Origin of the sequence: Nocardia otitidiscaviarum, assembly GCF_007362295.1 — a bacterium.
Classification (GTDB): Bacteria; Actinomycetota; Actinomycetes; order Mycobacteriales; family Mycobacteriaceae; genus Nocardia; species Nocardia otitidiscaviarum.
In genome coordinates this window covers 1,364,197-1,386,160 of sequence record NZ_CP041695.1, presented here as the reverse complement: position 1 = coordinate 1,386,160, position 21,964 = coordinate 1,364,197, and the positions used below count along the sequence as shown (strand labels likewise).

The following is a 21,964-nucleotide window of genomic DNA, read 5'->3' as shown; positions in this document are numbered from 1 at the left end:
CCCACGGCGGCAGCCGAGTCCAGATTAGTGCGGACTACGAATTTTCTCGCGGGGATCGGCACCGCTGCGGGCGGCGGGCGCGGCGGCGCGATGTGCTGGACAGCAGCGGCTCGATCGGGCCGTCGTAGCCGGAGGCGATGAGAACTACGGTGGCGGTGAACTTCTCGACGAAGCGTTCGGCGGTCTCGCGGTCGAAGCGGGCCACCGGATAGCGGAAGGGGCCGTCGATCCCGGCGGCGGCGCCCGTCTGGTCGTAATGCTCGGTGAGGCCGAACTCCAGATCGTGTTTGGCCCGGACCACGCCGGTGGGCAACTCCGTCACGGACAGCTCGCCCACCTCGGCGGCCGCGGTCGGGGCGGCGTCGGCGCGCTGCAGGATGAGCGTGGCCTGAAAGAGCGGGTGGGACGGGTCCTGCGGCAGGCAGCGCTGGAGCCGGGGGTTGGGGGTGTCGGGGTGGGCGAAGGCGGCTAGGCCGACCCGGCGCACCTGGTCGAGGAGTTCGACCAGATCGGCGGTGCGGTGCAGGCGAATCCGCATGAGGACGTCATCGGCGAGGTTGCCGACCAGATCCGCCAGCAGCGGGTCGTCGCGGCCGGACACCGAGGTGGCCACCGTGACGTCGCGGGAGTTCGCGAAGGCCGCGACACTCAGCGCGAACGCGGTCTGCAACAGCAGGAACAGGCTGGAACCGCACGCGCGGGCGCGGGCGAGCAGATCGCGGTGCAGGTCGGCGTCGAAGCGCACGGCGACGGTGTCGCCGGTGGTGTCGGGGCGCGCCGGTCGCGGTCTGTCGTAGGGGAATTCCAGCGGTGTGGGGCGGCCCGCCAGATTGATCGCCCAGTACCGCAGCTGGGCGCTGGCACGGCTGTACGGATCGTCGAAGTCGCCGAGGTACTCGTGCTTCCACAGGGTGTAGTCGACAAAGTCGACGGGCAGCGGCGGCAAGTCGGGCGCGTGCCCGGCGGCCCGCGCCAGATACGCGGTCACCAGGTCGCGCATGAGCGGGCCGATGGAGGCGCCGTCCACGGAGATGTGATGAACCACCAGGGCGAGCACCACATCCCGCTGTCCGAGGCGGAAGACCCGCGCCCGGATGGGCAGTTCGGTCGCGAGATCGAACGCGTAGGAGCTGAACTCGGCGAGTTGCCCGGCGAGGCGGCCGGTGAAGGTGTCCACCACCCGGACGTCGAGGCGGGCGAAGTCGGCGTCCACCACCACCTGGATCGGACCGTCCAGGGCGGGCGGATAGCAGGTGCGCAGCGGCGTATGCCGCCGCACCACATCCTCGAGGGCGGCGGTCAGGGCGGAAACATTCACCGCCTGTCCACGAATTCGAAAGGCGCGAGCAATATTCCAGTCACCCGAAAGTCCGGCCTGCGCGGCATGCCACATACGCTCCTGCGCGGGAGCCAGGGGAATTCGCGGTGATCTCCGCATTCGGCGCAATGGAAGCGGTTCGGAAACGATTCGCAGGAATTCCTCGTCCTCCGCTGGTCGCCGCCGATTCTCCGGGCTCGACCAGGCAGGAACCGGTACGAGCATGGCGGCCTTCCTTTCCGCTGCCGCGCGCGAAACTCACCGCCGCCCGCGAATCCGGCAGCATTTCGGGGCGACGAGCGGCAACCGTAGCAAGAACTCGGCTATTCGGGAGTTCCTAGGAAAGAGATGCGAATCACGAGCTACCTCGGGGTACCGACGCCGTGGGCGGGCTCCGAGACCCTCCGGCCCACCGGACCGGAGCCGGTCACCCCGTCACGTACGCGGACGCCCTCCGCCGAACCGCCGCACAGCCGGTTATTTCCCGATCAGTAGCTGGAATTCTTGGCCGGGAGGGCGGTCGACCCGTACGGTATCCCGAGGTCGGGAATTGGAACCAAAGCATCCCCACAGCAAGGAGATTCATATGATCAACGTCCGGACTGCGGCACTGGTGGGCGTCGCCGCGGCCGCGCTGACCGCCTTCGGCGGCGGCACCGCCAGCGCTGGTAACCCCGCCGACTTCGACGCGCAGGCCACCCAGGTCTGCCACGAGACCGGCAATGGTGAGTACCAGAAGGTCCAGTTCGCGATCCAGGGCTACCCGGCGTTCGTGAACTGCATCAGCGGCCCCGACATCAAGATCACCCCCATGCCCGCCGGAGCGTACTGCACCATCGCCGGCATCCCGCCGCGCGAGGGCGAGGCGGACGGCACGGGCGCCTGCCGCCTGATCGGCTGACAACTCCACGCTCAGCCATTCGGAGCCGACGAGGCCGGACACCGCGCCCGGCCGCGTCGGCTCCGTCGTATCCGCGCCCGCCGCCGCGGGGCGCACCGATGGGGTGGCACGAATCCGACCCGAAGACGCTTTCGGGGGACCGCACACCCCTCTGGACAGCAAACGACCCGCAAGCGCATCATTTTCATACCGTCCAGTGCCGTTCGTCGGGGGAACGTCAAAGGAAACCCGAACGGATGGAAGAGAAAATGTTTATCAGGAAGTTGGTGGCGACAGCGATACTCGCCGTAGCGGCCACCGGAATCACCATGGCAACGGCACACGGCCAGGCGGGCCTCAGCGTCAGCGGAGTGGACGGCCCGGTCGGCTACACCGCGACCCTGGCGGCGGATCATTCGAATGCCCTCATCACCCTCGCCTCCGGCAAATTCGTGCTGACGCCGGACGCCGTGCAGGTGGTGGCGGACAATGGCGCGGTCGTCGGGGCGATCCCGACCAGCCTGCGCACGGAGGCCGGCGCGAACCTCGCCGTCACGCCGACTCTGCACAGCGATACCGAACTGACCCTCGCCCCGGTGGGCGGACCGACGCCGGCCGCGCTCACCTCTCAGGATCTGCCCTTCGTCAATGAGGCCGGCGGCCCCGGCCACATCTTCGCGGGCATCGCGATCGGCTGCGTGATCGGCGTGCTGATCGGGATCTGGTTCTTCCTGGTCGGCGCGATCGTCGGCTGCTTCGTCGGTGCCGTCATCGGCGGATTCATCGGCGCGGCGTGGTGAACAACGGGTCGTTCACCGTTCCGGCGCAGGCGTTCTCGCCGCCTCGGTGAGCGACCGAGCGCCCGTGGCCACCGCGATGGCCGCGGGCAGATCGAGATGGAGTTCGAGGTCGGGGTCGACGGCGGGACCGTCGACATGGGCGATCCCGCTGTCGGTGACCGTGTAGTGCAACACCGTATCGCCGATGCGCACGGTGACGGTGCCCTCCGGAACCAGTTGGGCCACAGCGCGTCCCAGCGGCAGCGCGAACCAGTGGGCGCGCACGGCGTCGGTGGCGCGGCGCTCGCCGAGCAGTGGCGTTCCCCAGGCGGAGAGCGCGTCCAGCACGGGCCGCAGCGCGAGTCCCGCGGGCGTGAGTTCGTACACGACCGTCGCGGCCCGCGTTCCGGCCCGCCCGCGCGTCAGGATGCCCTCGCGTTCCAGATCCTTGAGCCGGGCGGCGAGCATATCGGTGCTGATGCCGGGTAGATCGGCGAACAGATCGCTGTAACGGCGCGGCCCGGAACACAATTCGCGCACCACCAGCAGGCTCCAGCGGTCCCCGACGATATCGAGGGCCCGGCTGACGGCGCAGTAGTGGTCGTAGCTTCGGCGTGGCACGAGCCCACTGTAACGTGTCACTTGGAAATTCCAAGCACAAACTTTGATTTTCCAAGTAGAGTGTGCGGCAACCGGATCGAGAAGGGGTTGTTCATGCAGGTCAAGCAGTCCAGCAAGCTGGCGGGTGTCTCCTACGAGATCCGTGGCCCGGTGGCCGAACACGCCGCGCGGCTGGAGGCCGAGGGGCATCATGTGGTGAAGCTCAACACGGGCAACCCGCTGCCGTTCGGCTTCGAGGCGCCCGCGGAGATCCTTCAGGACATCGTGCGCAATCTGCCCGGCTCCAGCGGCTACTGCACCTCGAAGGGCCTGCTCAGCGCGCGCCGGGCCGTGGTGCAGTACTACCAGACGCTCGGTCTGCCCGATGTGGACGTCGAGGACGTCTTCCTGGGCAACGGCGTCTCCGAACTGATCATGATGGCGATGACGGCGCTGCTGGAGAACGGCGACGAAGTCCTCGTTCCCGCACCGGACTTCCCACTCTGGACGGCGGCCACCACGCTCAACGGCGGCCGCCCCGTGCATTACGTGTGCGACGAATCCTCGGACTGGTTCCCGGATGTCGCCGATATCGAATCCAAGATCACCGACCGCACCCGCGCCATCGTCATCATCAACCCGAACAACCCCACCGGCGCGGTGTACTCCGACGAGGTGCTGCGCCAGATCCTGGAGGTCGCGCGCCGCCACAGCCTGGTGGTGTTCTCCGACGAGATCTACGACAAGATCCGCTACGACGAATCCCCGCACACCGCCACCGCCACCCTCGCCCCGGATCTGCTGTGCCTGACCTTCTCCGGCCTGTCCAAGGCGTACCGCTGCGCGGGCTTCCGCTCCGGCTGGCTGGTGGTCACCGGCCCCACCCAGCATGCCGAGAACTACCTCGAGGGCCTGACCATGCTCGCCGGGCTGCGCCTGTGCGCGAATGTGCCCGCGCAGCAGGCGATTCAGGCCGCCCTGGGCGGCCATCAGAGCATCCACGACCTCACCCTGCCGGGCGGGCGGCTCCGCGAACAGAGCGAACGCGCCTGGGAGGCGCTCAATGCCATTCCGGGCATCTCCTGCGTCAAGCCCAAGGGCGCGCTCTACGCCTTCCCCCGCATCGACCTGGACATGTACCCGATCCACAGCGACGAGCAGTTCATCCTGGACCTGCTGCTCCAGGAGAAGATCCACATCGTGCAGGGCACCGGCTTCAACTGGCCGCGGCCAGACCACTTCCGGATCGTCACCCTGCCGCACGCCGACGATCTGGAGGCGATCATCGAGCGCATCGGCCGCTTCCTGGCGACCTATCGCCAGTAGCGTCCGCTACCGGGCGGGCGTCAGCTCGGGTGCGGTGACGGCGGCGGGCAGCGACCGCCGCCGGGTGGCCACCAGGAACAGCGCCACCAGCAGCAGGCTCCACCAGATGTAGGTATTGCCGACGAAGTGCTGCCAGGGCGTCCAGGTCGTCTCGCGGTGCTCCCCGTCCGGCAGCCAGTTCTGCGGACCGATCACGTAGATCGCGGCCGTGACGGCGGCCGCCGCGTACCAGCCGATCCCCTGCCGCCACGGCAGTCGCGTCGCATATCCGACCATGGCGAGCAGGGCCGGAGCGATCCAGATCCAATGGTGCGACCACGAGATCGGCGAGACCAGCAGCGTGAACACCGCGTTGACGGCCAGCAGCAGCGGCGGGAAGTCCACGGCCCGGCGCATGGCCGCCACCACCAGCACCAGCAGCGCCGCCGCGATCACCAACCACAGGATGGTGGACAGCGGCTTGTGCACCGAGAGCCGGGTCAGCACGGCCTGGATCGACTGATTGGTATGGAACGCCGACCCACTGAGCCCCGAGGCATTGCCCAGCCCGCCGAACCAGTAGTCGATCGAACTCCGGGGCAGCACCAGGAAGGTGACCGCGGTCGCGGCGGCCCCCGTGACCGCGGCGGTGACGGCGGCGCGGTAGTCGCGGCGGATGAGGAAGTAGAGCACGAAGGCGGCCGGGGTCAATTTGACCGCGGCGGCGATGCCGATCAGCACGCCGCGCCGCCACCGCGGCTTCTCCACCAGGCAGTCGGCCGCCACCAGCGCCATCAGCAGCAGGTTGACCTGGCCGAAATCCAGCGTCGAGCGGGCCGGTTCCAGCAGCAGCGCCAGCGGCGTCGCGCACGCGGTGACGAAGACGGCGAGCCGACGGTGCCCCGCGCCCGGCCAGATCCGCCGGGCGACCACGTAGAGCGTGACCGCCAGCGCGGCCACCGAGGTCACGAAGAAGGCCACGGCCGCCACCGGCCAGGGCACCAGCGCGAACGGCATGAGCACCAGCGCGGCGAAGGGCGGATAGATGAACGGCAGCCCGATGCCGATGGTGGTCTGCGGCAACTGCCCGTACAGGTCACCGCCACGCCGCAGCGTATCGATGCCCAGCCGGTACACCTGGAGGTCGATGAAGCCGCCGCTGATCTCCTTGAACGGCCAGACCGACGCGGTGAGGCACAGCGTGGCCAGGCCCGCGCACAATAGCGGAACCAGCCACATGACCCGCCTCGAGCGGCGGTCCGGCGACTTCGGCACAGCAACAGCGGTGGAACAACTCATCCGCGGCGACTATACCGGCGATACCCGCCCGATATGAACCCGCGCGTGGGCGGCTCAGGCGGTCAGGCCGCGGCGAACGAGCAGTGGTTCGACCTCGGGGGCCCGGCCGCGGAAGGCCGCGAAGGCGGTGAGCGGATCGACCGAGCCGCCGCGCGAGAGCAGTTCCCGCCGGAAGGTCTCGCCCTTGTCCCGGATCGGGGCCGCACCGTCGGCGAACCACTCCACGGTGTCGGCGTCGAGCACCTCGCTCCAGATGTAGGAGTAGTAGCCCGCCGCGTAGCCCCCGGCGAAGATGTGGGCGAAATAACCGGTGCGGTAGCGCGGCGGAATGGCGGCGAGCGCGATTCCGGCCGCGCGGAGCGCCTGGTGTTCGAACGCCTCGGCGTCGGCCGGCGCGTCGGCGGCGATGCGGTGCCACGCCCAGTCCAGCAGTGCGGCGGCCAGATACTCGACGGTGCGGAAACCCTCGCCGAAGCGTTCGGCCGCGGCCATGCGCTCGACCAGCTCGGCGGGCATGGGCGCGCCGGTCTCGACATGTCTGGCGTAGTTGGGCAGCACCGCCGGATGCGACATCCACATCTCGTTCACCTGCGACGGGAACTCGACGAAATCGCGCGGCACCTCGGTGCCGGCGAAGAACGGATAGCGCACGTTCGAGAACAGCCCGTGCAGCGCGTGCCCGAACTCGTGGAAGAGGGTGCGGACATTGTCCCAGGTGAGCAGGGCCGGTTCCGATTCCGGCGGCTTCACGATATTGAGATTGTTGACCACCACCGGCCGCTGTCCCAACAGCGCCGACTGGCTGACCAGTTCGTTCATCCACGCGCCGCCGCGTTTGGACGGGCGGGTGAAGAAGTCGCCGAGGAACAGCCCCAGCGCTGCGCCGTCGGCGTCGAAGACCTCGAAGACCCGGACCTCGGGGTGGTAGCCGATCAGATCCTGCCGCTCCCGCAGGGTGATGCCGTAGACCTGTTCGGCGGCGAAGAACACGCCGTCGAAGAGCACGCGTTCCAGTTCGAAGTACGGGCGCAGTGCCTCGGCATCCACCGAGAAGCGTTCGGCGCGTACCTTTTCCGACCAGAACTGCCAATCCCAGGAGCGCAGTTCGGCGTCGGCGCCGACCTCCGCCCGCATGGCGGCGGTGAGTTCGGCGGCCTCACGCTCGGCATTGGCGACCGCGGGCGGGACCAGGCGGGCGAGCATATCCTCCACCGCCGCGACGGTTTTCGCGGTCTGGTCGGCGACCGCGTAGGCGGCGTGGTCATTGTAGCCGAGCAGCGTCGCCCGCTCGGCCCGCAGCGCGGCCATGCGGGCCGCGAGTGCGCCGTTGTCACCATTGCCGTCGAAGCCGCGCTCCAGCGAGGCGGCCATGACGCGCTGCCGCACCTCCCGGTCGGCCAGTTGCGCCAGCACCGGCTGATTGGAGACGTTCTGCAGGCTCAATGCCCACTTGCCCTGGTGCCCGAGCGATTCGGCGAGTTCGGCCGCGGCGGCGACGGCCGTGGGCGCGAGCCCGGACAGTTGCGCCTCGCTGTCGAGGATCAGCGTGGCGGCATTGGCGGCCGCCAGGTTGCGCTGCCCGAATTCCGTTGCCGCCGCGGCGAGTTCGGCATTGATTTCACGAAGCCTGGCCTGGCCCGCCGCATCCAGCCGGGCACCGGCGCGAACGAATCGAATGTGGTACTGCTCCAGCAGCCGTGCCTGTTCGGCGTCCAGATCGAGTTCGTCACGCCGCTCGTACAGCGTTTCGACGCGGGCGAACAGGGCCTGGTCCAGGTGGATGGCGTCCCGATGCGCCGCCAGCCGCGGCGAGATGTCCGCCTCGATGGCCTCGATCCGTTCGGTGGAGTCGGCGGAGGCGATGTTGAAGAACACATTCGACACCCGGGTCAGCAGGGCACCCGAGCGTTCCAGGGCCTCGATCGTATTCGCGAAGGTCGGTTCCGCACCGGTGGCGGTGATGGCCGCGACCTCGGCCAGCTGCTCGGCCATTCCCCGTTCGAACGCGGGCAGGTAGTGCTCGTCGGCGATCTCCGCGAAGACGGGGAGTTCGTACGGAAGCGGGCTGCGCTCGAAGAACGGGTTGATCGTCATGGCGCAACTTTATGCGGCGCGCCCGACAGGCGGCGCCGCGACCGGAGCGCGGCTCAGCCCCGATCGCCGAGGGTGAAGGCGGCGCTGCGTCCGCGGCCGTCGAGCCTGCCGTCGCCCCAGCTGGCGCTGCCGTAGGCGTCGACCTCGATGGCGTAGTCGCCGTCGGGGAGGGCGGGCAGGCGCAGCACGGCCGCGGTGCGGCGGCCGTCCACGAGTTCCAGGTACCGGCGGGTTGCGTCGGTACCCAAGGGCACCAGGAAGATTCGTGCGTACTCGAACTTGACGCGGGCGTCACCGGCGGGTGACCAGGTGATCTCCGCCGTATCGCGGCCCGTGACCGCGACCGTCACCCGCAGGGCCGCCACGGCCCGCTCCCTCACGACGACTTCCCGGTGCCGGACGCGGGTGTTCAGGCCCGCCGGTCGACCGCGACCCAGGCGGCCAGCGCCACCGCGCTCGAGACCACCGCCACCGACGGCCAGGCCCCGATCTTCTTCGCCAGCGGATGCGAGGCTCCCATGGCTCCGATCGCCATCCCGGTCAATGCCGCCGCACCCCCGGCACCGGCGGTCTTGTACCACCGCGGCACCGCTGCGAGGGTCCCCGCCGCGAACACCGCCCCACCCAACTGCCGCTGCTTGGTCGCCTGCGCGAGCGCGAAACCACCGGTGAGCCCACCGGCCGCGAGCAACGACGTGGGAATTCGAGCCATCAGCACAACCTCCACCAGAGTTCGAACAATGCCCTTCGACAGTACTCGCGGCACGCGGGCGGATATCACCGCCGTCAGTCCATACGCGCGCAGGCTCGCAGCCGCGCCATGGTCTGCGCGTCGGGATGGTCCACGACGCGGTAGCGGGTCGGGTGGATACCCTCGACCGGCCGCAGATCGACTGCGTCGGCGAGGGTTTCCCAGGGCAGGCCGAATGTCTCGCCGGTGTCGACATCGGTGAGGGTGACGGTGTGCGCCCGTGGCAGCAGGGTCGGCACCGTATCGGTCCACGCCGCGAAGGTCGTCTCGCTGCCGTCCGGCTTGCGGGCGTGCATGAGCTGTGCCGCACGATCCTCGATCAGGCCCGCGGCGAGATCGGCCCGCAGGTATTCGTACTGCTGTGTGTACACCTGGGCGGCGAGCGTCGACTCCGCGGAACGGATCTCCCGCCACGCCGGGTGACCCCGCTCGACGCGATACGGAACCAATGCTCCCGCCGCATCGACCGTGTAGGGAACCGGCGACACCGGCCGCACCGCGTTGTCGAACAGCTCCCGGGCGACGGACAGCAGCCGCAGCACATGCTGGTCGGAGAACTCCGCGCCGACCAGCACGCCGACGTTCTCGGCGACGAAGACGATCGGCCGTGCACCGGCTTTCGCGCCGATCCCGGCCAGCCAGCCCTCCACCAGCGGCAGCGATCCGGCGTACAGATCGCCGTCGGTATCGGGCAGGTGCATCATGCCGCCCTGCGTCCCCGGGTCGTAGCGGGCGAGGGTGTCGAAGGCCAGTTCCGCCAGATTGTCTCTGGTCAGTGGGCGCGGAGGGCGTCGAGGATCATGGGGCGGGCGGTGGCTAGGGCCTGCTGCCAGTAGGGCCAGACGTGGGTGCCCTGGACGAAGTCGAAGCGGGCGGGGATGCCGAGGGCGGCGAGGCGGTCGTGGAAGATGCGGGCGGCGGTCTGGGTCATGGCCTCCAGGGCCATGGCATTGGCGGTATTGCCGAGGCCGTAGCCGATATCGGGCAGGCCGGGGACACCGTTGCCGGTGGAGATGTACATCGGTAGGCCGCGCAGCCGTTCGGCCTGCACCGTGGCGTCATTGCGCCGCCAGGCGGGATCGCCCGCCGGACCCCACATGTCGTCGACGTTGAAACGGCCCTCATCCCACATCGCCGCCCGCATGGCCTCGTGCCACAGCGGGAAGGTCGGATTCACGAACCCCGAGAAGCTGCCCGCGAAGCGGAACTGGTCGCGATGGTAGGCCGCCAGGACGAGTGCGGCATTGCCGCCCATGGAAGCGCCGACGATGCCGTTGTTGGTGCGGGATACGCCGTACCGCGCCAGAAAGGCGGGCAGCTCCCGCGTCAGGAAGGTCTCCCACCGGTACGTCACCCGCTGGCCATTGGTCCCGCTCGGCCGATACCAGTCGGTGTAGAAGCTCGACCGCCCGCCGACCGGGAACACCAATGTCACGTTGTCACCGGCGAATTGGCGCAGGGCATCGGTGTCACTGGTCCACTGGCTGTGGTCGTCCGGCGCGCGCAACCCGTCGAGCACGTACAGCGCGGCACTCCCACCCCGTGCCGCCCACTGCACCTGTACCTTGATGGGGCCCATACTCGACGGCACCCACAGTTCCTGAAAACCACCGGCCGGTGCGCGCCGCGCCGGGGCGGCATCGGCCACCGCCGCACCGAGCGAGGCCATGAGCGCGACGGCCGCCACCATCGTGACGACCACCCGCAACCACGCGTGAATCACCCCTCGATCTCCGGACCGCACGACCCCGTCCACCACGTACCTCCCACCGTAGTCCCCCTGGGAACGCTACTACTAAGCGGCGAATCCTGCTGTGGCTCAGTAGGATTTACCGGATGGCGCAAGTGGGAACGCTGGTGGGACCACCATCGACGGCGATATCGCGCCCACCCGCGCACCATCCCCCGCGGGATCCGGCGAGCCCGCCGGACCGGTCGCACTGCCGCGGCCCCGGCGCAGCCGGTGTCGCTCGGTCGGCCGGCGCCGGTACGACGGCATCCCGCGAAATCCCCGGGCGTCGCGGTTTCCCCACTATGCTCGGCCGCGACACCGACCAGTGGGAGGGGTGAGCACTGGACACCCTGTGGAGCTATATCGTCGACCATCGCCAGCAGCTGATGACGGATTCGTATCTGCACGTCTCCGCGGTGGTGCAGGCCATCGTCATCGCCTCGGTGGTGGCGGTGCTGATCGGGGCGCTGGTGCACCGCAGCCCGCTGGGGTCGGCGGCGGCGACCGCCACCGCGAGCATCATCCTGACCATTCCGTCGTTCGCACTGCTCGGGATACTGATTCCCGTTCTGGGCCTAGGGGTTCCGCCCACCATCACCGCGCTCGTGCTGTACGCGCTGCTGCCGATCCTGCGCAACACCATCGTCGGGCTGTCCGCGGTGGATCCGGCGGTGACCGATGCCGCGCGCGGCGTGGGGATGAACCGGCTGCGGGTGCTGACGCGAATCGAACTGCCGCTGGCCTGGCCCGCCATTCTCGCGGGCATGCGGGTCAGTACCCAGATGATCATGGGGATTCTCGCCATCGCCGCCTACGCCAAGGGCCCCGGCCTGGGCAATCTCATCTTCTCGGGACTGGCCCGGCTGGGCACGCCGACGGCGGTGCCGCAGGCGCTCACCGGCACGGTGCTCATCGTGGTCCTGGCCCTGCTGCTCGACGCACTCCTCGTCCTCACCGGGCGACTGACCACATCCGGGGGTATCCGTGCCTGACACCAGCAGCGTCGAACCGGCCGTCTCCGGGGCCGAGATCGTGCTCGACGCCGTCACCAAACACTATCCGGGCCAACGTGACCCGGCGGTGGACCGGGTCTCCATGACCATTCCGGCCGGGGAGACGGTGGTGCTGGTGGGGCCGTCGGGCTGCGGCAAGACCACCACCATGCGCATGATCAACCGGCTCATCGAACCCAGTTCGGGCACCATCACCATCGACGGGCGCGACACCGCGGCGGTGAACCCGGATCGGTTGCGGCGCGGCATCGGCTACTCCATCCAGCAGGCCGGACTGTTCCCGCATCTGACGGTGGCGCGGAATGTGGCCACCGTCCCCGGCCTCGTCGGCTGGGATCGCGCCCGCGTCGCCGCGCGCGTCGACGAGATGCTCGAGCTGGTGGGGCTCGATCCGGACACCTTCCGCGATCGCTATCCGCGTCAGCTGTCGGGCGGTCAGCAGCAGCGGGTCGGAGTGGCGCGGGCGCTGGCCGCCGATCCGCCGGTGCTGCTCATGGACGAGCCGTTCGGCGCGGTCGACCCCATCACCCGCGGCCTGCTCCAGGACGAATTGCTGCGGCTGCAAGCCGAATTGCGCAAGACCATCGTCTTCGTCACCCACGACTTCAACGAGGCGGTCAAGCTCGGCGACCGTATCGCGGTGCTGGGCAACCGATCCCGCATCCTGCAGTACGACACCCCGGCCGCGATCCTGGCCGAACCGGCCGACGAGACCGTGGCCGGATTCGTGGGCGCGGACGCGGCGCTCAAACAGCTCACCCTCACCCGGGTCGCGGACGTCGAACTGGGTGACTGCCCCACCGTGGTGGAGAGCTCCTCGGTCGACCTGCTGCGCGAGACGCTCGCCAGCGGGCAGCGCGACTTCGGCCTGATTCTCGACGACCACAGCCGCCCGCTGCGCTGGGTCACCCTCCCCCAGCTCGCGCACGCGACCTCACTGCGGGAGGTGGGAACGCCGGTGGGCGAGGCAGTTTCGCTGCGGTCCACCTTGCAGGAGGCACTGGAGGCGCTGCTCGCCGACAGCACCGCCAATGCCGTCGTCACCGGCCGCCGCGGCGCCTACGCCGGTCTGATCACCATCGACACGCTGGTCGCGCACCTGTCCGCCATCCGGACCGCGCACGCGCGCGCGGACGCGGGAGATTCGGCGTGACCGCGCGGGCCGAGCGGCGCGCCGAACGCATCCGGCTGGTGGCGCAGCCGCTGCTCGCGGTGCTGCTGAGTGCGGGAGTCCTGGTGTGGGCCTTCGCGCGCGACCTCACGGCCACGCAGCGGGCCAGCCTCACCGCCGACAATATCGCCACCGTCACCCGACAGCACGTTCTCATCACCGTCACCGTGGTCGCGATCGTCGTCGTGATCGCCGTACCGCTGGGCACGCTGCTCACCCGCCCCCGATTCCGGCGTCTCACACCGCTGTTCGTCGGTCTGGCGAATATCGGCGCGGCGGCCCCGGCCATCGGCCTCATCGTGCTGTTCTACCTGATCACCCGCACCACCGGCTTCTGGATCGGGGTCGCCCCCATCGTGCTGCTGTCATTGCTGCCGGTGCTGCGCAATACCATCCTGGGCTACGACGAGGTCGATCCGGCGATCGTCGACGCGGGTCGTGGCCAGGGCATGTCGGCGGCGACGGTGCTGCGGCGCATCGAATTCCCGCTCGCCGTGCCCTACATTCTGGCGGGACTGCGCACCTCGCTGGTGCTGGCGGTGGGCACCGCCACCCTGTCGTTCCTGGTGAGCGCGGGCGGGCTGGGCATCCTCATCGACACCGGCTACAAGCTGCGCGATAATGTGACGCTCTGGGTGGGCGCGCTGCTGACGGTGGCGCTCGCCCTGTTCATCGACTGGCTGGGGGCGCTGGCCGAGCGGTTCCTCGGCCCGAGGGGGTTGCGGTGAACGGTCGAATCCGGCGCGGCTGCACGGCCGTGCTGCTCGCCATCGGAATGCTGGCGGCGGCCTGCGGCCTGGAGGCGGGCAGCGCGGTGCCGCTGCGCGTCGAGCCCGGCTCTGTTCAGCCGGTTCCCGCACTGGACGGGGTGTCGATCACGGTCGGCTCCAAGGACTTCACCGAGCAGCTCGTGCTCGGGTACCTCATCGAGTTCGCGCTCTCGGCGGCCGGGGCACAGGTGCGCGACCTCACCAATATCGTCGGCTCCAACAGTCTGCGCGCCGCGCAGGAGCGCGGGCAGATCGATATCGCCTACGACTACACCGGGACGGGCTGGATCAACTACCTGGGCAACGAGACTCCGGTGCCGGGTTCCCGGGAGCAGTTCGAGGCGGTGCGGGACGCCGATCTGGCCGCACACGGCATGGTCTGGGCGGCAATGGCTCCCATGAACAACACCTATGCCATCGCGACCAGCGCCCGCACGGCCGAGGAGACCGGGGTGCGGACCCTGTCCGACTACGCGGCGCTGGTCGCCGCCGATCCGGCCGCTGCCGCCACCTGCGTCGGCACCGAATTCAATGTGCGCCAGGACGGTTTCCCGGGCATGACGCGCACCTACGGCGTCGATGCCGGTCGGGTGCCGAAGCAGATCGTGCAGGACGCGCTCGTCTATCAGGCCGTCGCCGATGCCCGCCAGTGCCGCTTCGGCTCCGTCGCCGCCACCGACGGCCGTATTCCCGCACTGGATCTGCGGCTGCTCACCGACGATCGCGGCTTCTTCCCGCAATACAATGCGGCCCTGGTCATGCGGGAGGATTTCGCCACGGCGCATCCGGAGGTGATCGAGGTGCTGACCCCGATCTCGCGACTGCTCACCAACGAGACCATCACCGAATTGAACCGGCAGGTGGATGTAGAGGGCCGCGAACCGGCGCAGGTGGCGCGCGAGTGGATGGCGGAGCGGGGATTCGTCACCATCGGGTGAGTCAGGCCGGATCGAACGGCGACCGGTCCATCGCGCATCGGGTGTCCGCCGGAGGCAGTTCGCCGGTGAACAGGTATTCCCGCTTCACCCGTTCGGCACAGGTGCTGGGCACGTACATGCTGCTGTGGCCCGTCCCCTCGACCACCACCACGCGGGCGTCGGCCAGTTGCGCGGCTCCCGCGTCCGCGCCCGCCAGCGGTGTGGCCGGGTCGAATCGGCTGTTGAGCACCAGGATCGGGGCGGCGGTCCGGCGGTTCCAGGGGCCGGTGTAGCGGTCGGCGTCCTGTGCCTGCCAGAACGCGCAGGCCATCATGTCGAAGACACCGATCCGGCCGAAGTAGGGCACCCGCCGGTCCTCGGTGACGGCGGCGCGGCTGTACACCGCGAGATCGGTGGGCACCGTGCTGTCGGCGCACTGGGTGGTGAAGAACGCCTCCGTGCGATTGCCGGTGTAGTTCGCCCCGCCGGAGACCGGCGCGATGCCCGGCAGCCCGAACACCGCGTCGAACAGCGACTGCAGCAGTTCGGCCAGCTCGGGATAGGTGGACGGGCGCGAAAGGTCCGACGCCGCATTGACGATGGCGGAGTACGTCCAGGTGTACCCGTTCAGCCGGATGGGCGCGAAGCGCGCCCGTTCGGCGATCAACCGCCATTTGAGTCCGGGGAACCCCGCGGAGAAGGCGCAGTTCGGCCCGGCCTGCGCGCACTGCCGCAGGAAGGCGTCGAAGGTCTCCGCGATACCGGTGGCCACGTCCTGGCGGGCGTCCAGCGGAACGGTGGTCCCCTGGTTCCCGTGGCCGGTGACACTGCCCTGGAAGTCCATGGACCCGTCGAACACCAGGGCCCGGACACGTCCGGGGAACATGTTGGCGTAGGTGGCGCCGAGCAGGGTGCCGTAGGAGATGCCGTGGTAGGTCAGTCGCGGGTCACCGACGGCCCGCCGCAGCAGTTCCAGGTCCCGCGCGGTATCGGCGGTCGAGGCGTGGCGCAGTATCGGGCCCGCCGATCGCGCACAGTGCTCGGCGAATTCCCGGTTGTAGGAATAGAATTCGGCCTCGCCCGCCGCATCTCCGGGCATATTCGGGAACGCGCCCAGAAATGCCAGCTGCGCATCGGTATTCGGAAAGCACCGTGCCGCCGCGCTGCGCGCCACCGCCCGCGGATCCCACGAGACGATGTCGAAGCGCGCCCGCAGCTCCGCGGAGAACAGCCAGGGCCAGCGAGCCCGTTCCCGCAGCCGATCGACGCCGGACGCGCCAGGACCGCCGAAATTGACGAACAGGGTGCCGATGCGGGCATTCGGATCCGCGGCGGGCAGTTTGATCACGGCCAGTTCGATGCCCTCGTCGCGCGGACGGTGGTAGTCCAGCGGCACCGTCGCGCTCGCGCACTCGAACCCGTCACCGCAGTCGTTCCAGTGCAGCACCGGTGTTTCCGCCGCCTCGGCCAGCGCGTCGACATGGTTGTCGACGGCGTCGGCCGCGGCGGGCACGGGCACCGCACCCAGCCCGGCCAGCACCACCGCGAGGGCGACTAGCCACGGAAATCTGCTGCGCCCCAACCGCGAAACCACACCGAGCCTTCCGAACACCGAACGACACCTGCCCGGACCACCCTGCCACAGCGTGCCCGATGACGGGAATCCCGCTGGCGGCCGGTCGAACTCAGGCCAGGGAGAGGAAGAGCTTCTCCATCTTCTTGGTGTCGACGCTGTCCGGGCCGCCGGTGGTCAGGCAGTGCTGCAGGCCGGTGGCCACCAGCGCGTAGCCGCTGCGGCTGAGCGCCTTGTTGACGGCGGCGAGCTGGGTGAGGACGTCCTCACATTCCGCGCCCTCCTCCATCATGCGGATGACGCTGGCCAAATGGCCGTGAGCGCGCTTCATCCGGGTGAGCACGGCCCTGGTGTCCTCGGGCTCTAGTCGCATGGGTCCATCTCCTTCGGCTGATCGGCCGAATCGCGGCCGGACTCGTTCATTGTATATCCCCCCGGGGGGATGTACGCTGGGTCTTGCATCCCCCCGGGGGGATAAGTGAGAGTCGAAAGGAACACCGATGTCACCCGTCACCGAGCACACGTCCCGGCACGGCACCGCGGTGCTGCGCGAACTGTCCCCACAGCACCGTGAGCTGCGCCGCAGCATTCCCGAGGTCTACAAGGGCTTCGGCGAGCTGAGCAAGGCGGCGTTCGCGCCGGGGGCGCTGGACCGCAAGACCAAGGAACTCATCGCCTTCGCCATCGGCGTGGTGGAGGGCTGCGACGGCTGCATCGCCTCGCACGGGCAGGCCGCGGCCCGCGCCGGAGCCACCCGGCAGGAGGCCGCCGAGGCCATCGGCGTCACCTTCCTCATGCACGGCGGACCCGCCACCATCCACGGCGCCCGCGCCTACGAAGCCTTCTGCGAATTCGCCGACGCGGTCGACAACGGCGACGGCCCGGCATGACCCACCACGGAAAGGTAATCCCGCATGTGTAGCCCCGTCCGCTGCCGAACCTGCGGCAAGACCACCTGGTCCGGCTGCGGCCACCATGTCGCGCAGGTCCGCGCCGCGGTCCCCGCCGACCAGTGGTGCCCCGGCCACCAGACCGATACCGACCGAGGCTGGCTGCGCCGCCTCCGCAACCGATAGCGAGCAGGTGACGAGATGAAGACGAACCCGGAACTGTCGACCACGCTGCACACCTCCTTCGCCGATGCCGTGGAACGCACCCGAACGGCCCTGTCGCAGCAGGGTTTCGGAGTGCTCACCGAAATCGACGTCCGCGCCACCATGAAGGCCAAACTCGACGTCGACATGGAGGACTACCTCATCCTCGGCGCGTGCAATCCCCCACTGGCCAACCGCGCCCTCGACGCCGAGCGCCGCATCGGCCTGCTGCTCCCCTGCAATGTCGTGGTCCGCGGCACCGGACCCGACACCGTGCTGGTGGAGGCAGCGGACCCGCGAATGATGGCGGATCTCGCCGACGCACCCGCCCTCGAGGACGTGGCCGACGAGGCCACCGACCGGCTGCGCGCCGCCATCACGGCACTCGGCGACTGAGCGTCCACTCGCCGCCGTACGCATGCGGTGCTCCCCACACTGGGAAGAACCGACAATGGCAGCGAACGAACCGGATCGCGAGACGAGGAGTTGCGATGGACAGTGCGGAACGAGTAGACCTGCGCTCACCCACCGATCCGGCGCGCGAGCAGATCGATCAGGTCGTCGGCGCACTCGGCGAGCAACAGGCACGGCTCGCCGACATCTATCAGCGGCTGCACACGCTGCGCTGCACCGCCGAGTCGGCGGACGGCCTGGTGGAGGTCACCGTGGACGCCTCCGGTGTACTCACCGACGTGCGCTTCGGCGCCGACGCCCGGCGAATCTCCCTGGAACAGCTGGGCACCGCCGTCGCGGCGGCCGGCCGCGAGGCGTCCAAGCGCGCCCAGGCGCGCACCTGGGAACTGATGGCCTCCTTCACACCGACCCCCGGCCAGCTCCCCTCCCCGGCCGCCGTGGTCCCCGGCGCGCCGAGCTTCGGGTAGGAGGCCCCGACACGCGTTGCCCGCCGACCCAACCCTTCCTGCCGATCCACTCTTCCCCGTAATGGGAATACCGTAATCGGTGCATCCCGCCGTCATCTCGGATGATCACCAGGCGGCGTGATGACTCACGTCGGTTGACCGATGCCGGGTGCGGGGAGCGATGGGATGAGTGGGTTGCTCTCCCGGCTGGGACAGCAGATCTTGCAGCGGATCAGCACGGCGCTCCAGAGCGGAGCCAATCAGGGCGCCGCCCCGCCCATGCACCATGCCGCCGGCGAACTGCGCGCGACCGGCTCGAACGCTGTGGGGGCCGATCGGCACAACATGCGAGCCGTGGAAGGGCACTTTCCTTCCGAATCGCCACGGCATGTCCCCGACACGCCACCTGCCACGGCAACCGGCTACCGGCCGAGCCGCGAAGAACTGGAGATGCGACGTGGCCTGTCGGGGCCGGATCCGGGACGGCGGGTCGACTCGCTGCACGGACCCGACGCCACGCTGGGGAACGATCTCGAGCGGGGTCAGCGCGAAAAGCAGGTCTACCGTGCCGAATCGAGCGATGGCAGCCGCTATGTAGTGAAGCCGTTCACCGGCGAGATACGAACCCGCGCCTGTATTCCGGCTGGCGGGGGCGCTCAGGGCGCACGGGAGGTCGCGACTTATCGGGTGGACCACCTGCTCGGCTGGGATCTCGTTCCCCCGGCCGGGATCGCCGACAATGCCGCGGACTTCGGCCCCAGCGCGGTAATGAAGTTCGTGGAATCGGACGAGGCTCGCAGCCTGGAGGACTATGACATCGTCGACCGGCATCGGATGGCGGTGCTCGACTACATCACGGGCAATACCGACAGGCATGCGGGCAACTACCGGACGGTTGTCGAGTCGGATCGAATCCGCCCCGTGGCGATCGACCACTCGCTGACGTTCCCGGAGTATCGAGATACGGAATTCGGTATACGGTCCGACTTCATCTCGCACTACATGAACGACCGAGGACCCGATGCCCCGAGCGACGGCTCGCTGCATTCCGACGTTCTGCGGGACGTCCGCGCGTTGCACCCCGATCAGCTGCGGTCCGCTCTCGGGGATCTCGGCCTGAGCGACGACGCCATCAAGGGGGCCGTCGATCGCCTGGTCGAGATCCAGCAGGACGGTAAGATCACCGGAAGAGAATGGCGGCCAGGCATAATCGTTTAGGAAATCGAAGCCGTATGGACGAACATCTACCGACCCTTGTCGCGATATACGACCTCGGCTCCTGGGATCCCCGGCGCGTGGCCGAGTTCCGTCTGACCGAGACCGGTACGGCGGCACTCACGTTCACGGCACCCGGGGGATGCGCTCTCGCCGAGCAATGGCATCGATCCGGTATCGAGATCCGCGGTACGGGCAGGTACGTGCACCCAGACGACGGACCCGGGTTCATGCGCGCGCTGCTGCAACCCTTCGGCATGAGCTACTACGACATCGTCGACGAATCCGACGGTCAGCGGTAGCACGGCGGAGCGCCGATCGAACTCACCCCCGGACGCGCCGTCGCGGACCGCGTGAAATCGACCGGTATGGAAATCCCGGGGAGTCACCACCCTGCGGCGTGATCATCGTCTACCGTGATCCGACAAGTCGGGCATCAGCTGTCGGGCACACCCGTTCCGGCGCGGTGCCGTACGTTCTCGCGGCCACAAGCCGCTGCGGACCCGGGAGGTGCCCGTCATGGTCGAATTGGACGCGGTAACGCTGACCACGTTCGTCATCTATCTGGTGGCGATGGTGGCGATCGGGGTGTGGGTGTATCGCCGTACGGCGACGCTCGCCGATTTCGCGCTGGGCGGCCGGAAACTCAACGCTCCCACGGCCGCACTGTCGGCACAGGCCAGTGATATGTCCGGCTGGCTGCTGCTCGGGCTGCCCGGGGCCGTGTACGCGGCCGGGATCGGCGCCACCTGGATCGCCGTCGGGTTGGCGGTGGGCACCTATCTCAACTGGTTGTTCGTCGCGCCGCGCTTGCGCACCTACACCGAGCGGGCCGGTAACGCGGTGAGCCTGTCCTCGTATTTCGAGAGCCGGTTCGAGGACCGCACGCGGCTGTTGCGGGTGGTGTCGGCGCTGGTGATCCTGGTGTTCTTCACGGTGTACGTGGCCAGCGGGCTGGTCGCCGGGGGCGTGCTGTTCGAGGAGGTGTTCGGCGTCGACTCGACGCTGGCCATCACGGTCGCGGTGCTGGTGATCGTCCTGTACGCCTTCCTGGGCGGTTTTCTCGCGGTGAGCTTCACCGATGTGGTGCAGGGCCTGCTGATGTTCTTCGCCCTGGTGCTGGTGCCCATCGTCGCCGTCGCCGGCTTCGGCGGATTCGGCGCGGTGCGAGACGCGTTGCGGGACAAGACGCCCGACCTGATGGATATGGGCGCGGAGGCGAGTTTCGCCGACGGCGTCTGGGGTGACGGCGGTTCGCTCGGATTCGTGGCCATCGTGTCGCTGCTCGCCTGGGGGCTCGGCTATTTCGGCCAGCCGCATATTCTGGCGCGGTTCATGGGCATTCGCAGCGCCGACGACGTGCCCACCGCCCGCCGCATCGGAATGAGCTGGGTGCTCATCACGCTCACGGCCGCCTGCCTGGTCGGCCTGATCGGCGTGGTGGCGCTCGACGAGCCGCTGGACAATCCCGAGACGGTGTTCATCGCGCTCACCCAGCAGGAGTTGGCGCCCTGGATCGCCGGTCTGGTGCTGGCCGCGGTGCTGGCGGCCATCATGTCCACCGCCGACAGCCAGCTGCTGGTGTCCTCCACCGCCCTGACCGAGGACTTCTACCACGCCTTCCTCAACCGCGATGCCTCCGAACGAGTCCTGGTGTGGGTGGGCCGCGCGGCCGTGGTCGCGGTCGCCGTCGTGGCCTATGTGATGGCGCTCAGCGGCGGCGCGGTCCTCGATATCGTCGCCTACGCCTGGGCGGGTTTCGGCGCGGCGTTCGGCCCGGTCATCCTGCTGTCGCTGTACTGGCCGCGCATGACGGCCGCCGGCGCGATGGCGGGCATTCTGGGCGGAGCGGTCACCGTCGTGGTCTGGCGCCAGGTCGACGCCCTGGCCGACACCGGCTGGTATGAGATCGTGCCGGGCTGGATCGTCGCCACCGCCGCCGCCCTCCTCTGCGGCCGCTTCATCGGCAGTCCGCCGGAACGCGCCTGGGAGGGCACGACCGGCGAACCCGCCCCCGCCCGCTAGGCCGCCCACACGGCCTCGAACGGCGGAAATCCGTGCGGCACCGGGCAATCCGGCTACCGCAGCAGCGACGTATCGGAATCAGGCCGGGTCACATGATGGATCGTGCGCACGGAACAGTCGCTCGACCATGGCGTGGAATTGCCGCCGCTCCTCCGGGGTGAACGGAGCCAGGAAGTCGGCCTGCGCGGTGGCGAGTTCGGCCACCGCCTGCTCCAGGGTGCGCGCCCCCGCCTCGGTCACCGCCACCAGAAAGCGCCTGCGGTCGTGTTCGTCGCGTTCCCGACGCGCGTAACCGATCGATTCGAGCCGGTCGAGCACACCGACCATGGTGGTGCGGTCCAGTCCGGCGGCCTCGGCCAACTCCCGCTGCGACATCGACCGCGCGGCGGCGAAGCCGAGCACACGCAGGTCTCGGGCGCTCAGATTCCATTGCCCCAACAGCGTTTCGGTGCGCTCGCGCAGGAACTCGCCGAGTCGCAGCATGAGATAACCGGTCGACGAGGTGACCAGTTCCGTGGGGGATTGCGAGCTCATGCGCATACCTTACGCCGCCCTTGTCAGCCTCCTG

The 21,964-nt window shown here is 69.1% G+C and carries 25 protein-coding genes; 14 read left to right on the top strand and 11 right to left on the bottom strand.

Features of this window, described 5'->3' with window-relative positions:
* Nucleotides 1-34: 34 nt before the first annotated feature.
* On the bottom strand, nucleotides 35-1,393 hold the full coding sequence (locus tag FOH10_RS05780; protein ID WP_244962045.1) for a condensation domain-containing protein: 1,359 nt from the start codon (nucleotides 1,391-1,393) through the stop codon (nucleotides 35-37).
* Nucleotides 1,394-1,904: 511 nt separating this feature from the next.
* Here FOH10_RS05780 and FOH10_RS05775 point away from each other — a divergent pair.
* Nucleotides 1,905-2,219 (top strand): hypothetical protein, encoded by a 315-nt coding sequence (locus FOH10_RS05775; protein ID WP_029931990.1) that lies wholly within the window; start codon nucleotides 1,905-1,907, stop codon nucleotides 2,217-2,219.
* A 248-nt stretch (nucleotides 2,220-2,467) separates the two neighbouring features.
* A complete protein-coding gene (locus FOH10_RS05770; RefSeq protein ID WP_143979929.1) occupies nucleotides 2,468-2,998 on the top strand; it encodes a DUF8020 domain-containing protein in 531 nt (176 codons plus the stop codon).
* 12 nt (nucleotides 2,999-3,010) lie between these two features.
* Here the strand turns inward: FOH10_RS05770 and FOH10_RS05765 are convergent, their stop codons facing one another.
* Nucleotides 3,011-3,598: a winged helix-turn-helix transcriptional regulator gene (locus tag FOH10_RS05765; RefSeq protein WP_221937928.1), complete on the bottom strand. Its 588-nt coding sequence runs from the start codon at nucleotides 3,596-3,598 to the stop codon at nucleotides 3,011-3,013.
* A 93-nt stretch (nucleotides 3,599-3,691) separates the two neighbouring features.
* Here FOH10_RS05765 and FOH10_RS05760 point away from each other — a divergent pair, with 93 nt between their 5' ends.
* Entirely contained in the window at nucleotides 3,692-4,903 is a 1,212-nt protein-coding gene (locus FOH10_RS05760; RefSeq protein ID WP_039819433.1) for a pyridoxal phosphate-dependent aminotransferase, read from the top strand.
* Nucleotides 4,904-4,909: 6 nt separating this feature from the next.
* Here FOH10_RS05760 and FOH10_RS05755 read toward each other — a convergent pair whose 3' ends face one another.
* From FOH10_RS05755 to FOH10_RS05730, 6 genes are all read right to left on the bottom strand, one after another.
* Entirely contained in the window at nucleotides 4,910-6,181 is a 1,272-nt protein-coding gene (locus FOH10_RS05755) for a glycosyltransferase 87 family protein (protein ID WP_143979928.1), read from the bottom strand.
* Between the two features lie 54 nt (nucleotides 6,182-6,235).
* Nucleotides 6,236-8,275: a M3 family metallopeptidase gene (locus FOH10_RS05750; protein ID WP_143979927.1), complete on the bottom strand. Its 2,040-nt coding sequence runs from the start codon at nucleotides 8,273-8,275 to the stop codon at nucleotides 6,236-6,238.
* A 53-nt stretch (nucleotides 8,276-8,328) separates the two neighbouring features.
* Nucleotides 8,329-8,655: a hypothetical protein gene (locus tag FOH10_RS05745; protein ID WP_143979926.1), complete on the bottom strand. Its 327-nt coding sequence runs from the start codon at nucleotides 8,653-8,655 to the stop codon at nucleotides 8,329-8,331.
* Nucleotides 8,656-8,684: 29 nt separating this feature from the next.
* Entirely contained in the window at nucleotides 8,685-8,987 is a 303-nt protein-coding gene (locus FOH10_RS05740) for a hypothetical protein (RefSeq protein WP_039819431.1), read from the bottom strand.
* Between the two features lie 74 nt (nucleotides 8,988-9,061).
* Nucleotides 9,062-9,730 (bottom strand): hypothetical protein, encoded by a 669-nt coding sequence (locus FOH10_RS05735; protein WP_143979925.1) that lies wholly within the window; start codon nucleotides 9,728-9,730, stop codon nucleotides 9,062-9,064.
* Nucleotides 9,731-9,798: 68 nt separating this feature from the next.
* Nucleotides 9,799-10,716 carry an alpha/beta hydrolase gene (locus tag FOH10_RS05730; RefSeq protein ID WP_143983882.1) on the bottom strand — a complete coding sequence of 306 codons (918 nt, stop codon included), beginning with the start codon at nucleotides 10,714-10,716 and terminating at the stop codon, nucleotides 9,799-9,801.
* 428 nt (nucleotides 10,717-11,144) lie between these two features.
* Between FOH10_RS05730 and FOH10_RS05725 the strand changes: the two genes are divergently transcribed.
* Genes FOH10_RS05725 through FOH10_RS05710 form a run of 4 tightly spaced genes read left to right on the top strand, consistent with a single transcriptional unit; the run spans nucleotide 11,145 to nucleotide 14,650 of the window.
* On the top strand, nucleotides 11,145-11,750 hold the full coding sequence (locus FOH10_RS05725) for an ABC transporter permease (protein ID WP_411157759.1): 606 nt from the start codon (nucleotides 11,145-11,147) through the stop codon (nucleotides 11,748-11,750).
* Nucleotides 11,743-12,924: an ABC transporter ATP-binding protein gene (locus FOH10_RS05720; RefSeq protein WP_143979923.1), complete on the top strand. Its 1,182-nt coding sequence runs from the start codon at nucleotides 11,743-11,745 to the stop codon at nucleotides 12,922-12,924. The genes FOH10_RS05725 and FOH10_RS05720 overlap by 8 nt, the downstream gene beginning before the upstream one ends.
* Nucleotides 12,921-13,670 carry an ABC transporter permease gene (locus FOH10_RS05715; protein WP_029931976.1) on the top strand — a complete coding sequence of 250 codons (750 nt, stop codon included), beginning with the start codon at nucleotides 12,921-12,923 and terminating at the stop codon, nucleotides 13,668-13,670. Before FOH10_RS05720 ends, FOH10_RS05715 begins: the two co-directional genes overlap by 4 nt.
* A gap of 47 nt (nucleotides 13,671-13,717) precedes the next feature.
* Nucleotides 13,718-14,650 (top strand): glycine betaine ABC transporter substrate-binding protein, encoded by a 933-nt coding sequence (locus tag FOH10_RS05710; RefSeq protein ID WP_143983881.1) that lies wholly within the window; start codon nucleotides 13,718-13,720, stop codon nucleotides 14,648-14,650.
* A 1-nt stretch (nucleotide 14,651) separates the two neighbouring features.
* On the opposite strand, the gene FOH10_RS05705 is transcribed toward FOH10_RS05710, so the two are convergent.
* The gene (locus FOH10_RS05705) at nucleotides 14,652-16,241 is read right to left on the bottom strand and encodes an alpha/beta hydrolase (RefSeq protein WP_244961658.1); all 1,590 of its coding nucleotides are present in this window, start codon (nucleotides 16,239-16,241) and stop codon (nucleotides 14,652-14,654) included.
* A 73-nt stretch (nucleotides 16,242-16,314) separates the two neighbouring features.
* Nucleotides 16,315-16,575, bottom strand: a complete 261-nt coding sequence (locus FOH10_RS05700; protein WP_029931973.1) for a metal-sensitive transcriptional regulator — start codon at nucleotides 16,573-16,575, stop codon at nucleotides 16,315-16,317.
* A gap of 127 nt (nucleotides 16,576-16,702) precedes the next feature.
* On the opposite strand from FOH10_RS05700, the gene FOH10_RS05695 reads away from it, so the two are divergent.
* From FOH10_RS05695 to putP, 7 genes are all read left to right on the top strand, one after another.
* The gene (locus FOH10_RS05695) at nucleotides 16,703-17,092 is read left to right on the top strand and encodes a carboxymuconolactone decarboxylase family protein (RefSeq protein WP_143979922.1); all 390 of its coding nucleotides are present in this window, start codon (nucleotides 16,703-16,705) and stop codon (nucleotides 17,090-17,092) included.
* Between the two features lie 24 nt (nucleotides 17,093-17,116).
* The gene (locus FOH10_RS34695) at nucleotides 17,117-17,278 is read left to right on the top strand and encodes a hypothetical protein (protein WP_186000733.1); all 162 of its coding nucleotides are present in this window, start codon (nucleotides 17,117-17,119) and stop codon (nucleotides 17,276-17,278) included.
* A gap of 15 nt (nucleotides 17,279-17,293) precedes the next feature.
* Complete coding sequence (locus FOH10_RS05690) at nucleotides 17,294-17,692, top strand: DUF302 domain-containing protein (protein WP_143979921.1); 399 nt, start codon at nucleotides 17,294-17,296, stop codon at nucleotides 17,690-17,692.
* A 95-nt stretch (nucleotides 17,693-17,787) separates the two neighbouring features.
* Entirely contained in the window at nucleotides 17,788-18,177 is a 390-nt protein-coding gene (locus FOH10_RS05685; protein WP_143979920.1) for a YbaB/EbfC family nucleoid-associated protein, read from the top strand.
* Between the two features lie 258 nt (nucleotides 18,178-18,435).
* Nucleotides 18,436-19,374, top strand: a complete 939-nt coding sequence (locus FOH10_RS05680; protein WP_186000732.1) for a protein kinase family protein — start codon at nucleotides 18,436-18,438, stop codon at nucleotides 19,372-19,374.
* 14 nt (nucleotides 19,375-19,388) lie between these two features.
* A complete protein-coding gene (locus tag FOH10_RS05675) occupies nucleotides 19,389-19,673 on the top strand; it encodes a hypothetical protein (protein WP_143979918.1) in 285 nt (94 codons plus the stop codon).
* Nucleotides 19,674-19,890: 217 nt separating this feature from the next.
* Nucleotides 19,891-21,396 carry a sodium/proline symporter PutP gene (putP, locus tag FOH10_RS05670; RefSeq protein ID WP_143979917.1) on the top strand — a complete coding sequence of 502 codons (1,506 nt, stop codon included), beginning with the start codon at nucleotides 19,891-19,893 and terminating at the stop codon, nucleotides 21,394-21,396.
* Between the two features lie 78 nt (nucleotides 21,397-21,474).
* On the opposite strand, the gene FOH10_RS05665 is transcribed toward putP, so the two are convergent.
* A complete protein-coding gene (locus FOH10_RS05665) occupies nucleotides 21,475-21,930 on the bottom strand; it encodes a MarR family winged helix-turn-helix transcriptional regulator (protein ID WP_186000731.1) in 456 nt (151 codons plus the stop codon).
* Nucleotides 21,931-21,964 lie beyond the last annotated feature (34 nt).